This is a genomic window from Rhodoplanes sp. Z2-YC6860 (assembly GCF_001579845.1).
Lineage (GTDB): Bacteria > Pseudomonadota > Alphaproteobacteria > Rhizobiales > Xanthobacteraceae > Z2-YC6860.
The window spans coordinates 3,397,690-3,410,435 of record NZ_CP007440.1 but is presented as its reverse complement, the minus strand read 5'-3'; the positions used below and the strand labels follow the sequence as shown (position 1 = coordinate 3,410,435).

The 12,746-nt window shown below is 63.0% G+C and carries 11 protein-coding genes; 8 read left to right on the top strand and 3 right to left on the bottom strand.

Annotated features, from left to right (window positions below; translation table 11 throughout):
* The first annotated feature begins 16 nt into the window (after positions 1-16).
* From RHPLAN_RS15760 to modA, 4 genes are all read left to right on the top strand, one after another.
* Positions 17-1,528, top strand: a complete 1,512-nt coding sequence (locus tag RHPLAN_RS15760; protein ID WP_084244964.1) for an outer membrane protein — start codon at positions 17-19, stop codon at positions 1,526-1,528.
* 187 nt (positions 1,529-1,715) lie between these two features.
* Positions 1,716-2,075 (top strand): YidB family protein, encoded by a 360-nt coding sequence (locus tag RHPLAN_RS15755; protein ID WP_068031292.1) that lies wholly within the window; start codon positions 1,716-1,718, stop codon positions 2,073-2,075.
* Between the two features lie 314 nt (positions 2,076-2,389).
* Positions 2,390-2,836 (top strand): DMT family transporter, encoded by a 447-nt coding sequence (locus RHPLAN_RS15750; protein WP_068019692.1) that lies wholly within the window; start codon positions 2,390-2,392, stop codon positions 2,834-2,836.
* A gap of 744 nt (positions 2,837-3,580) precedes the next feature.
* Positions 3,581-4,360: a molybdate ABC transporter substrate-binding protein gene (gene modA, locus RHPLAN_RS15745; RefSeq protein WP_068019690.1), complete on the top strand. Its 780-nt coding sequence runs from the start codon at positions 3,581-3,583 to the stop codon at positions 4,358-4,360.
* Positions 4,361-4,379: 19 nt separating this feature from the next.
* Here modA and RHPLAN_RS15740 read toward each other — a convergent pair whose 3' ends face one another.
* Positions 4,380-5,516, bottom strand: a complete 1,137-nt coding sequence (locus RHPLAN_RS15740) for an LLM class flavin-dependent oxidoreductase (RefSeq protein WP_068019689.1) — start codon at positions 5,514-5,516, stop codon at positions 4,380-4,382.
* Between the two features lie 221 nt (positions 5,517-5,737).
* Between RHPLAN_RS15740 and RHPLAN_RS15735 the strand changes: the two genes are divergently transcribed.
* The gene (locus RHPLAN_RS15735) at positions 5,738-6,727 is read left to right on the top strand and encodes a helix-turn-helix domain-containing protein (protein ID WP_157100291.1); all 990 of its coding nucleotides are present in this window, start codon (positions 5,738-5,740) and stop codon (positions 6,725-6,727) included.
* A 160-nt stretch (positions 6,728-6,887) separates the two neighbouring features.
* The gene (locus RHPLAN_RS15730) at positions 6,888-7,634 is read left to right on the top strand and encodes a class I SAM-dependent methyltransferase (RefSeq protein WP_198164941.1); all 747 of its coding nucleotides are present in this window, start codon (positions 6,888-6,890) and stop codon (positions 7,632-7,634) included.
* 284 nt (positions 7,635-7,918) lie between these two features.
* Here RHPLAN_RS15730 and RHPLAN_RS15725 read toward each other — a convergent pair whose 3' ends face one another.
* The gene (locus tag RHPLAN_RS15725) at positions 7,919-8,614 is read right to left on the bottom strand and encodes a hypothetical protein (RefSeq protein ID WP_068019685.1); all 696 of its coding nucleotides are present in this window, start codon (positions 8,612-8,614) and stop codon (positions 7,919-7,921) included.
* Positions 8,615-8,733: 119 nt separating this feature from the next.
* Positions 8,734-9,231 carry a YcgN family cysteine cluster protein gene (locus RHPLAN_RS15720; RefSeq protein ID WP_442971832.1) on the bottom strand — a complete coding sequence of 166 codons (498 nt, stop codon included), beginning with the start codon at positions 9,229-9,231 and terminating at the stop codon, positions 8,734-8,736.
* Positions 9,232-9,377: 146 nt separating this feature from the next.
* Here RHPLAN_RS15720 and RHPLAN_RS15715 point away from each other — a divergent pair, with 146 nt between their 5' ends.
* Together RHPLAN_RS15715 and RHPLAN_RS15710 are read left to right on the top strand one after the other, a co-directional pair.
* Positions 9,378-9,749 carry a hypothetical protein gene (locus RHPLAN_RS15715; RefSeq protein WP_068019683.1) on the top strand — a complete coding sequence of 124 codons (372 nt, stop codon included), beginning with the start codon at positions 9,378-9,380 and terminating at the stop codon, positions 9,747-9,749.
* A gap of 743 nt (positions 9,750-10,492) precedes the next feature.
* Entirely contained in the window at positions 10,493-12,745 is a 2,253-nt protein-coding gene (locus RHPLAN_RS15710) for a transglycosylase domain-containing protein (RefSeq protein WP_068019681.1), read from the top strand.
* Position 12,746 lies beyond the last annotated feature (1 nt).

Here is a 12,746-nt window from a genome sequence, read left to right as displayed (position 1 = left end):
TGAGGGGAGCGAAGGAATGACGTGGGGGTGGCTCAGGGCTGATGGTGCCGCGTTCGGGATAGCGTCTCTTCGTCCGGCGTTGATCGCCGCGGCGTCGGTGGTGGCACTGGCGCAGACCGCGCAGGCTGCTCCGCCTTCGCCGCCGGCTCTAAACTGGACCGGCTTCTATGCCGGCGGCAATCTCGGATACGGCTTTGGCGACACGCGCGCGGTGATCGCCAACGACAGTCCAGATTCCGCTCGGCTCGCGCCCGCGGGAATCATCGGCGGCGGACAGCTCGGCTATCGCTTTCAGCAGCGATGGCTCGTCATCGGCGCGGAAGCGGATCTGCAATGGAGCGGCCAGGACAGCCTGCTGTGCGGGTATGCGACCAGTCGCGGCTGCTCGGGCCCGATCACCAACTACCGCAGCACGAGCCTGGATTGGTTCGGCACGGTGCGCGGGACCCTTGGCTTCGCGCAGGGCAATTCGCTTCTGTACGCCACCGGCGGCTTTGCCTACGGCCGCATCCAAAACCAAGCGAGCGGTATCGACCTCGGCGGCTCGCAGTTTGCAAGCGGCGACGCGGCGACAACCCGGACCGGCTGGACCATCGGCGCCGGCGTCGAGACCAGGCTTCCGGCGAGCAACTGGTCGGTCAAGCTCGAATACCTCTACCTCGACTTCGGCCACTCGTCCTATGCGCCGCAGTGTGCGGGTGCCCCTCCCGGCGCCATCTTCGACTGCAGCTTCATCTTCCGGCCCGCACCAAACATCGAGACGTCGGACCGCGACCATGTCGTCCGCATCGGGCTAAACTACAACTTTGGCGGCGCGCAGCCTGCGGCTATGCCGGCACCGCTTCGTGCCGCGCCGATGCCAGCCGTCGACTGGAGCGGCTTCTACATCGGCGGCAATGTCGGCTACGGCGTCGGTCACGATCGCCTTGAACTCACAAGGCTCAAGCCCAACCCGGCGGCACCGACCAGCGTCACGTCTCTGCCGCAATCGCCCAACGGAATCACCGGCGGCGGACAGGCGGGCTACCGCTTCCAGCGCGGCTGGTTTGTGATCGGCGCCGAAGCGGACTTCCAATGGAGCGGACAGCGGGACGCGTCGTGCCTGAGCTGCGTCTTCTTCGTTCAGTATGACGAGAAGCGCGAGTGGTTCGGCACGGTGCGGGGCGTTGCCGGTGTCGCGCAGGGCATCAGCCTCTGGTACCTCACCGGCGGTTACGCCTACGGACGCTTCGCGATCGACAAGACGACGCCGGCTTCCGACCCCATCAATGCGAGCATCACCGCTCAGAAGGGCGGCTGGACCGCGGGCGCGGGCGTCGAGACCAGACTCGGGGCCAGCAACTGGTCGGCCCGGCTCGAATATCTCTACATGGACCTTGGCGACGTGACGTTCTTCGGCACCTGCACGGCCGCGGTGGGCATCTCGTTCAATCTGAGGACCGGGCAATGCGAACGGCTGAACAACTCCATGTCCGATCACATCGTCCGCATCGGATTGAATTACACGTTCGGCCAGCCGCCGCGATAGCAAGCGCCGCATGACGGCATTCGCCTCCGGCGAATATCGCTGGCTGTCGGATTCCAGCAGCGTGGTCAGCGGCAAGGGCGGCGTCCGCGTCGCGTTTTGACGTCCAGGCGCTGTCGCCCCTTCTCATCTGATGTATGATCCTCGCGGGCGGCGACCAATCGCGCTTTGATGCGCAATGGAGGCGTCGGTGGGTCTTTTCGATGAATTGGGCGGGTCGCTGAAGGGGGCTTTGGGATCGGCCGCAGCCGCAGCTGCGCCGGCTCTGATCTCGGCGGTGCTAGCGAAGACGAATTTGGGCGATCTCTCGGGGCTCGTGAACCAGCTCCAGCAGGGCGGGCTCGATGCCCAGGTGAAATCCTGGCTCGGCAACGGCGCCAATCTTCCGGTATCCGCGGATCAACTCAAAGCCGTCCTGGGCAGCGATCAGGTCAGGCAGATCGCCGAGCATTTCGGCATTCCGACCGACGCCGCGCTGAAATATCTCGCCGAGCATCTGCCGACCACCGTCGATCAGGCGAGCCCGAACGGCGTGGTGACGAAGGGCTGAGAAAGCCAAAACTTTCCATCGACTCGGGCTCTCTCTCCCCGTCATCCTGAGGCGCGAGCGCAGCGAGCCTCGAAGGATGAACGGCCCGGCTGTGCAACAACGGGGCCGTCGCCCTTCGAGGGGCACGATAGCGCGTCGAAGACGCGCGTGAACGCGCTTAGGGCGCGGCCGCCTCCGGGTGACAGGGAGAGAGCTGGCCCGTTGTGACGGAGGCCCGTTGCCCATCCCGATTCCGAATTGCCGGTTTTGAATTGGCGCATGTCCGGTTCTAGAACCAGCAGCACCCATTCTCCAATGCAACCGGAATCGATCTCATGCAAAACCTCCTCTGGCCGGCCGTCCTGACGGTCGGCGCTGGCGTCAGCGTCCTTATCCAGCAAGCTCTGAATGCCAATCTGCGGACGGAACTGAACTCCGCGGCGTGGTCGGGTTTCATGAGCTACTTTGTCGGCGTCGTTTGCATGATCGTGCTGGCTGTCGCCGTGCGCGATCCGCTGCCGTCGGCGGCCACCATCGCGCGGGTGCCGGTATGGGCGTGGAGCGGTGGCGTGTTCGGCGCGATCTTCATCGGCCTGTCCATCGTGACGATTCCGAAGCTCGGCGGAGCCGCCTACATCGCGCTCCTGGTGCTGGGCCAGATGATCGCGGCCCTCGCCGTCGATCACTTCGCGTGGCTGGGCGTTCAGGAGCGACCCATCGACCTGCCGAAGATGCTGGGCGTCGCGTTGCTGATCGGCGGGGTGTTCCTGATCCGGCGCTGACGCGAAGTCCGCCTCAAGCGGCAACCGACTCGTCGTTCGACGGCAAGTCGGTCAGCCTTCGGCATCGGCCTTCACGCGCGCCCGATTCGAGTCACGCACCAAGGCGGCGCTGGTATCGGTCATCGCCGTCCGGCAATTCTCCGCCTCCCTGCACAGCGCGATGCGACTCCGACGAAGCCGGCCAGCGAGGCTCCAGGCCTCTTCCAGAAGGCGCGTGGTTTCCAGGATCGGGGGAAGAGTCGAATGGCGGCGAGACATCGGCCTGGATAACTGCAGTTTCGCTTTGTGGTTCCGTTCGTTCGCGCAGACACCATGCGCAAAAAAAGGGCCGCCCTTTCGGACGGCCCCGGTCTCAGATCAATCGCTTCCTCTGAAATAACTTGCGTATCGTTTGCGGGCTGCCCCTGAACATGAGGCGACCATGCGTGAGGTGAGGTTCGTCGTAAAGTGACTTAGGTCACACATCGATGATTTCGTCACGGCAATGAGGGACGCACCGGCCGGCGTCATGGCTTCGCTTGGCAGAACGAACTGGCTGAAGTAATTTTGGCCGCAGAAGCTCCCAGCGGGACGTGCCGAATCCCAATCATTGCAATGGGCAGCACGGATGCCATCGGCGGGCGTCCCGATCCATCTTCAGAATTGAGAGCGCCGGGCGCAATGCACGACGCCGGAAGAACTGTCCTCGCGGGCGATTTCCGCATCTGGCCGCAACGATCGATACGACCATTTATGGAGAGACAAATGAATTGCCGCAGCATTCCGAGTGTTTTCGCCACGATCTCCTTGGGGCTTGCATTGTCTGGCTTCGTTGCCTCGAATACGGCAAGAGCCGCAGAGATCAAGCTCCTCTGCGCGGTGGCTCTGCATCCGGCCATGGATGCACTGATCCCGGATTTCGAAAAATCGTCGGGACACAAAGTCATGGCCGCCTACGGAAACGCGGGCGCCATCGCGGACCGTTTTCAAAAGGGTGAGACCGCCGATCTTCTGATAAACGCCGCGCCGCTGATGGATCAGGTTCGAGCACAAGGCAAAGTCGTGGCTGGCGACCGCATCATCATCGCGAAAGTCGGCGTCAGTGCTTTCGTGCGCAAGGGTGCCGCGCAGCCCGACATCAGTTCGACCGACGCCTTCAAACGCTCGATGCTGGCCGCGGCATCGATCATTTACCCCGATCCGGCCGGCGGTGGTGCGAGCGGCATCTACATGGCCAAATTGCTCGAGCAATTGGGCATCGCTTCGGAAATGAAACCCAAGACCAGGCTCTCTCCGTCTGCGAACGTGCTGTACGCAAGCGTGGCCAGTGGCGACGTTGAGATCGGCTTCAATCAAATCAGCGAAGTCCTGGCTCAGCCGAGCGTCGAATTCGCTGGCCCGCTGCCCTCTGCGATTCAGAACTACACCCAGTTCGCCCCTGGCATTGTGACCGGCAGCAATCAGGCCGAGGCCGCGGGCGCGCTGGTCACGTTCCTGACCTCGCCCGCCGCCAAGACTGTTCTGAAAGCAAAGGGGTTCGAATAAGGGGCCGCCCTGGCAGCCGTCATCTCAGCCCTGCCTGCTCGAGCAGCGGATAGGTGTGCTGTTGAAAATGGCGCATGTCGGCGATGTAGCGCGGCCACGACAGCAGAACGCCGTCGAACCCGGCTTTGGCGAGCATCGCCAGTCCATCGACGACCTGTTCCTTCGTGCCGATCAGCGGAAATCCGCCCCATCCGGCCATGAAATGCACTTTGATCGCCTGCAGCGCCTCCGGCGGCAGCGTCTGGGCGTTCATGCCCATTGTCTGCACCAGATTGTCGACGGCTGCGCGATCGCCCTTTTTGTGCACGTAGTCGTCGAAATAGGCCTTTGCCTCGGCCTCGGTGTCGCCCTGCACCACATAGGCGTAGGTCCAGATCAGCAGTTCGCTATTGTATTCCTCGCGCGCAAAGGCGCGGTAGTGCTCGACCCGCTTCTTGAGATATTCGAAGTCGTGCGCTTCGAGGATGACGAAAGCCACGTCGCAATATTTTGCCGCATAGTGCCGACCCTTGTCCGAGCCGCCGGCGTTCATCACGACGGGGTGAGGCTGCTGCAGCGGCTTCGGCGCCAGCACCGCGCCTTTCACCTGATAGTAGCGCCCATCGAAATCGACCTCGCCGTCCTGCGTCCAGAGCCGCTTGATGATCTCGAGCCACTCGATTGCGCAGTCGTAGCGATCATCGTGCGGCATCTGCGGCGCGCCGAACATCTCGATTTCGGGCTTGTACCAGCCGGTCACGATGTTGAGCGCAAAGCGTCCACGGCTGATGTGATCGATCGTCGTGGCCTGCTTCGCCGCCATGATCGGGTGCATCGTCGGCACGTGAGAGGTCGCGAAGATCCCCGGATGGGTGGTCGCTCCGGCAATGCCGGCCGCCCAGGAAAAAGTCTCGAACCCCTGTCCATTGAAATCGGTGACGCCGCCGAAGCCTTTCCAGCGTCCGACCGGAACCAGCGCTTCGAATTGCATGGCGTCGGCGAGCCGCGCCAATTCGAGCGTGTTGTCCCAGGTCGCTTCGAGCGCTCCGTCGATGGTCGATATGGCGCAGCCACCGCTGAGATTGGTCGAGAACGTGCCGAGCTTGAGCTTGCGGTCGCCGAACAGCGGATTGCTGTTTTCGCGGAGCTGCCGAACGCGCTTTGCCGCTTCCGTCATGTTTCCACCAGTTGATTTCGACACCCGCGCGTCTTCGCGGTTTCGGCATCGACGATGCGAGTTCGATGCAGCCCGGTCAATCAATCAAAGACGCGATGCGCCTTTGCGAAAGGAATCCTGCGCCCACAGGAAAATGGGGTCATGGGGAACACGTTGCATGACCCGGTTTGGAGGCGATAGGCTTCGTCCGGCCGCAAACACATGTGGCCCGGGAGGAAGCCGTGTCGCACGCAGCATCCGACGCCGCCGGAATGCATTCCTTCATACTCGCCGCCGAACCGCGCGGCGGCAAGCTGCAACAGTGGCAAAGCGCCATTCTCGAAACGTTCGGCGCGATCGACATGCGGATTCGCGATGACGCCCACTTCAGCGGCGCCATCCGGCGCGTGGGCCTTCAGGGCCTGCAACTGACCGAAGTCCGCAGCAGCAGCGAGTGTGCGCGCCGAACGCGTCGGCATCTGTCCGGCAGCGTCAACGATGCGGTCGCGCTGCTTTTGATCCGGCACGGCAACGTCCAGATCGACCAGTACACCCGGCGCAATGTGGTGGGCGCCGACAGCTTCACCTTGCTGGATCTGGCGGAGCCTTATGAGTGGATGCACGTGCGACCCGCGCATGTGATCGGGATCAAGATGTCGCGACAAGCTCTCGCCGAGCGCGTTGGCTTCCTTGGATCGCACGCGGGCGTCATGCGCAGCGCGGCCACAGGCATCGGGCGGCTCACGGCAGATTTCCTGGAATCGTTCGCGAGCCAGGCGGATGGCCTTCCCGCAAGCGCCGGCGCTGTGTTTGAGCGTCAATTTCTCGACTTGGCCGAACTGCTTTTGACCGCTCGGAAAACCGGGACGTCGCTGCCGCAAACGACCCCCGCCGAAGCCGTTTATTGGCGCGCCCTCGCCTTCATCGATCGCCGCCTGTCCGACGTCGACCTCTCGCCCCAGGACATCGCGAGCGCGATCCCGGTCTCGCTTCGTCATCTGCACGCGACCTTCCAGTCCTTCGGCGCATCGGTCTACGAAACGATCCTGAGCCGGCGGCTAGCGCTTTGCCACACCCGCCTTCTTGCCGATCCGCAGGCTCGGATCGGCGACATTGCCGATCAGGCAGGCTTCAGAAACCACGCTCACTTCAGCACGAGATTCAAGGCCATGTTCGGCGTCTCTCCGCGCGACATTCAGCGCTCGGCTCGCACAAGCCAATTGCGGGAGTAGGATCACACTCTTGCATTGACGGCTGGGGTCAAGGGAATGTGAATGTGACGAGAGACCATTTTGGTAGAGCGTTCGCCCTTGCCTGCCACATCGAAGAATCACCGCCCGGCCTCTTCGTCCTCACGAAAATCACCTGTTAAACCTGATGAGAGCGGCCCCGATGGCCAAACGACGAATAGCTAGAACGTTTCGGAAGTTGTCCGACTTTTTCGACCCCGCTCCAAAGATGGCACCGTCGTCGCCTGGCAGGAGCGAATACAAGGCGCATTGGAATTCACTGGCCCAATCTGAGTCCGACGCGAAAATGGCCGTTAGTGGCTATGTCGATGAGACCCGCTATCGGGAAACAGCGCTCGCAACGATCGCGACGCTGAGGGAGACCGTGGGCATCGACGCCGGAGACACAGTCCTTGAGATCGGAGCTGGCGTTGGAAGGGTCGGCGCAGTGCTTGCTCCGCTTTGTCGCGAATGGATTGGGACCGATGTGTCGGATCACATGGTCGACCATATGAAACGCCGCTTGGCGAGTTATCCAAATACGCGCGCCTTGACGATCAGCGGTTTTGATCTGAAGCCGATCCAATCTCAGTCGATCGACCTTGTTTATTGCACGGTCGTTTTTATGCATCTCGAAGAATGGGATCGTTACAACTATATTGCGGAGGGCTTCCGGGTCCTGAAGCCAGGCGGCAGAATGTTCGTTGATAACGTCAATCTGCTTTCCGATGCAGGATGGGAATTCTTCGAGGTGCACCGAGCAACATCCCCCGCCGACCGACAAGCACATCATAGCAAGACGTCCACGCCACAAGAATTGGAAACATATTTCAAGCGCGCCGGCTTTACCGGAATTGCCCAGAAGACTTTCGATCTTTGGATTTACACTTGGGGCATCAAATCGCTTTAAGCCCCAAATCTCGCTCATCGTGATCCATTGGCATTGGGGCTGATGCGACGAAAAGCAATGTCTGCTTGGCCCCTATAGCGACCGAGTGCGGCAGAGGTGGTGGAGAAGCTGGGCTATGCGATGGGGATCGTGCGTGATTCGCTCGCATCAGGCTGTGAAGCATGAACGCTGCCAGGGCATGATCGCGAAAAGTGTGAAGCGGTTTTCGGAAAAGATCATGCCCAAACAAGAGCAGGAGCGACGGATCTGATTCAACGAAGTTGAATCAGATCCTAGCGACCACTTCAATTCGTCGTGGTCTTGACGCCGCGCATGGACACGAGCTTTTCCTCGCGAAATCGGAGAATGAGCCATGCGGTCTCTTCGAAACCGTGTGCGAGCTTTCCCTTGTGAGAATACACCGTCTGAGCAGCGTCCGACTTCGACGGCGGTCCCAGCGCCTTGACGACCTCCGAACGCGACATGCCCAAATGCAGCTTGCCGTCGAAGACGAGGGGCGCGAACTTTTCCGGGATGATGGGGCAATCGGTCGAGGTCCCGGTGTCTTTCCCGGTGAGCTCTTCAACGATCTCTATGATGCGATGGTCCGGGCCGCCCAGCTCTCCGCTGGACAACCATAGTCGATGCTGCGCGCGCCTGTAACACAGCCAATAGATGCTGCCTCCAGCGTCGCCCTGGTGTTGGATGGTCCCTTCCCCCACGGCTTTGCGGACCGCGGCGAGCGGCGTCTCCTCGAAGCGGCCGGCGAATGCGCCGAGCGAAAAGCGGGTCGCCAATCTTTTCACGACCGTCGGCGGCACGCGCTCGAACACATGTTCGTCGAGTGGAGGCGGCGGTGTCTGCGCGGAGCAGTCGTCCGCGGGGATCGCGAAAAGGAGAAGCAGCAAGAAGAGCGTCTTTCGACCTTTATATATTTCTTGCTTCAGCAGGTCGCGCCCAGACGTCGCGAGTGCGGACGTCAATTTCTGAGTGACGGACACGTCAGTCTGTCTCCTGCCATCAAGACAGGCCCAACATATCACAGCTGAGTGTGGAGGAGCCTACATCGGAAGGGCCCGCTTTCGGCAAATCGCGGCCTGAGCGCTCCTTTGCGCCTGCGCTAGCCCTTCGCGCCTTTCGGCCACTTCAGCGGCCAGCTCACGATATGATCCTCGAGCTGGTCGTCCGGCACGTCGAGCTCGCTCGCGCCGACCTTGCCGCGCACCGAGATGCCGGCCTGGTGCACGGTGTTGGGGTCACCCGAGACGAGCGGGTGCCACCAGTTCAGATCCTTGCCGGCCGCGACGAGCTTGTAGGCGCAAGTCGGCGGCAGCCATGAGATACGGTTGATGTTGCGTGTGGTGAGCGTCACGCAGTCCTTCACCTTCGCCGAGCGGTTCTTGTAGTCGGTGCAGCGGCAGCTGGTGCCGTCGAGCAGCTTGCAGGACACGTTGGTGTAAAAGGTGCGGTCGGTGCCCTCTTCCTGCAGCTTGTTGAGGCAGCAGCGGCCGCAGCCGTCGCACAGGCTCTCCCATTCGGCCTGCGTCATGTCCTTCATGGCCTTGCGCCGCCAGAACGGCAGTTCGCCTTCGGGGTCTGGGCTTTGCGGGCGCTTCAGCGGGGGCATGACGCGGTGGTAGCGGCAATCGAAGGGGTTGGACAAGGGCTCATCACCAAATCAGGATTTCTCTCCACCTCATCCGGAGTTGCAAGGCGTTAAGTCTTATCCGCTACGAACCACGTCGTTTCAGACAGGACGTGGCCATGACCGAGACCGCCAAAGAAACCGCCAAGAAAGCCGCAAAGCGGAAAGAATTCGAACTCGACCATCTGCTCCACCCCGCCGGCGCCTTCGCGAGTCCGATGGATGTGGTGGACGACACCGACATGACCGTCCAGGAGAAGCGCGCGATCCTCGCCGCCTGGGCCTCCGACGCCTGCGCCGCCGAGGCCGCGCCTGAACTGCGCAACCCGCAGACCGCGGGCAACGCGCGCTTCGAGGACATCATGGAGGCCTTGAACAAGCTCGACCGCGCCGCGGCCGACCGGCCTGACTACGGCCGGTTCATCAACCGCGCCCGCCGCTGGAAGGAACTTTATCGCAACGATCGCGGCGGCCGTTCGCTGTTCGGCTGACGGGGCAGCGTTCGCAGAGCGTCGCTTCCACAAAGCGTTTTTGTTCTTGCTATGTTCGCAAATCACGCTTAGACGGCGACTCGCCTCGTTCGTTGAGGGCGTCATCTAGAGACGTCTATTTGGCGGAGCGAGGTGTGGCGCCTGCAGGCGTGGCTCGTGACCACGTCCCAGGGTGCGAGGTCATTGTCCGTCCCCGATGAGGGGGCCGCCTTCAGTGGCAGGGCGCGGTCGGGTGAAAGCGGGCGCAAATGCCCCCTGGAGCATGGTGGGTGAAAACCCAGCCGGTCCGACCGAATCTCGAACGGTGGCCTCGCAACAAATCGCCACGAGTGGAGCGCCGGGAGGCGAGCGGGCTTCGCAAAAGCCCGCGGCACCTCCCAAGGGTGCCGACGACCACGTAGCGCCAACCGGCGCTCCGCGCCCTCACTCATGTGAGGGGCAAGGAAGGATAGAGGCGCTGGCCCCGCGCCTGCTTTGAAGGGGCCGATGAATCACGCCCGCATGTCGAGACGACTCAAAGAGGTGGCTTGCCAGGACGTGGCACGACGCTGCCGCTCTTGAACCGGAACCTGAGAAACCCGGAGAAATGTGATGGGGACAACAGTTTTTTCCTCGGAATCGCGTTTACCTTCGAGCGTCTGCACGGTGGAAGACGGCCTTACGATGGTCTAAAAGTTTCAGAAAGGTGAAGTGCGACACCCCCGGGGCCGGGGGCGCTTCCCTTTGGCTTCGAGGTTGCGGCGGTGCGCGAACTCTATCCCGATCCCGAAAAGGACTGGAAACCTAAGATCCGACGCTGGCTCCTGGAGTCGGACGCGCGCTTCGACGACTTCATGTTCCAGGCAGGACGCTGGACGCGCGAGATCTACGAGCGGTTCTCCATGTTCATGGACCGTTTCCACATCGGCGGCTGGCGGCGCTGGGTGTTCATCGAGCCGCTCTCGGAGGCCGCGACGCTCGGCGTCGGCGGCATGATCGTGATGCTGGCGCTGGCCCAGTCGGCCTTCCGCGAAACCGCGGACGACGACTGGCTGAAGAAGTCCGAACTCGCCGTCACCTTCCTCGATCGCTACGGCAACGAAATCGGCAGCCGCGGCATCAAGCACAACGACTCGATCCCGCTCGAGGAATTCCCCGACGCGCTGATCAAGGCCACCCTCGCCACCGAAGACCGGCGCTTCTACGACCACTTCGGCATCGACGTGGCCGGCACGCTCCGCGCCTTCACCACCAACCTGCGCGCCGGCGGCGTGCAGCAGGGTGGTTCGTCGCTCTCCCAGCAGCTCGCCAAGAACCTGTTCCTCACCAACGAGCGAACCATCGAGCGCAAGATCAAGGAAGCGTTCCTGGCGATCTGGCTCGAGTCGCGGCTCACCAAGAACGAGATCCTCAAGCTCTATCTCGACCGCGCCTATCTCGGCGGCGGCGCCTTCGGCGTCGATGCCGCGGCGCAGTTCTATTTCAACAAGTCGGCGCGCGACGTGAACCTCGCCGAGGCCGCGATGCTGGCCGGCATGTTCAAGGCGCCGACCAAGTACGCGCCGCACGTCAACCTGCCGGCGGCGCGCGCCCGCGCGAATCAAGTGCTCGACAACCTGGTCGAAGCCGGCTTCATGACCGAGGGTCAGGTGTTCGGCGCCCGGCGGAACCCCGCGACCGCGGTGGACCGCCGCGACGACCGCGCGCCGAACTACTTCCTCGACTACGCCTACGACGAGGTGAAGAAGCTCGTTTCCACCTTCCCGAAGTCGATGAACGAGCGCGTGTTCCTGGTGCGGACCACCGTGGACACGGGTCTGCAGCGCGTCGCCGACACGACGGTCGAGAACCTGCTCAAGCAATACGGCCGCGACTATCACGCCAGCCAGTCCGCGGTGGTGATCGCCGACCTCGAAGGCGGCGTGCGCGCCATGGTCGGCGGCCGCGACTACACGGCGAGCCAATTCAACCGCGCCACTGACGCGCTCCGCCAGCCGGGCTCCTCGTTCAAGCCTTACGTCTACGCGATGGCGCTCGAGAGCGGCATGAAGCCGACGACCACCGTGGTCGACGGCCCGGTCTGTATCGGCAACTGGTGCCCGCACAACTACGAGGGCAGCTATCGCGGCGCGATGACACTGACATCCGCGATGACGCACTCGATCAACACGATCGCGGTGAAGCTCTCGATCTCGATCGGCAACGGCAATCCCAAGATCGGCCGCGCCAAGATCGTGGCGCTGGCCAAGAGCATGGGCCTGCGCACGCCGCTGCCGGACACCCCGTCGCTGCCGATCGGTGCCGACGAAGTGACCGTGCTCGACCACACCGTGGCCTATGCGACCTTCCCGAACCTCGGCAAGGCGGTGACGCCGCACGCGTTGCTCGAAATGCGCACCGGCGACGGCAACGTGATCTGGCGGTTCGACCGCGACGGCCCGAAGCCCCGGCAGGTCATGCCCCCGGCGATCGCGACCGACATGATCTACATGATGAACAAGGTGACCGAGGAAGGCACCGCCCGCCGCGCGCTGCTTCCGGGCATCCGTATCGCCGGCAAGACCGGCACCACCAACGCCTTCCGCGACGCTTGGTTCGTCGGCTACACGGGCAACATGGTCGGCGGCGTCTGGATCGGCAACGACGACTACTCATCGACCAACCGCATGACCGGCGGCTCGCTGCCCGCGATGGTGTGGCAGGCGATCATGAGCTACGCGCACCAGGGCATCGAGATCAAGCCGCTGACCGGGCTGCCGCCTGCGGCTGCGCCGACGCCGGCGAAGAACCAGCTCGTCTCGCAGGGCTCCGGCCCGCCGGTGCTGCGCCCGACCTTGCTGACCGCGCGCGGCACCCAGGTGCTGATCCAGATCGAGCACATGATGGATGACGCGGCGCGCACCCTGCCCGCTGGCTCGGTGGTGTCCGACGTCTCGGCCGATCCGCTCCGTCCGACCGACGTCGCGCCGAAGTCTGGTGCTTACGCTTCGGCGAGCGCTCCGGTCAGCGGCAACTAGG

What these genes read in the sequence shown, in the direction of transcription:
- RHPLAN_RS15740 (WP_068019689.1), bottom strand. Translation starts at nt 5,516, where the DNA reads ATGACGGAAGCGGCAAAGCGCGTTCGGCAGCTCCGCGAAAACAGCAAT.
- modA (WP_068019690.1), top strand. Translation starts at nt 3,581, where the DNA reads ATGAATTGCCGCAGCATTCCGAGTGTTTTCGCCACGATCTCCTTGGGG.
- RHPLAN_RS15715 (WP_068019683.1), top strand. Translation starts at nt 9,378, where the DNA reads ATGACCGAGACCGCCAAAGAAACCGCCAAGAAAGCCGCAAAGCGGAAA.
- RHPLAN_RS15760 (WP_084244964.1), top strand. Translation starts at nt 17, where the DNA reads ATGACGTGGGGGTGGCTCAGGGCTGATGGTGCCGCGTTCGGGATAGCG.
- RHPLAN_RS15730 (WP_198164941.1), top strand. Translation starts at nt 6,888, where the DNA reads ATGGCCAAACGACGAATAGCTAGAACGTTTCGGAAGTTGTCCGACTTT.
- RHPLAN_RS15750 (WP_068019692.1), top strand. Translation starts at nt 2,390, where the DNA reads ATGCAAAACCTCCTCTGGCCGGCCGTCCTGACGGTCGGCGCTGGCGTC.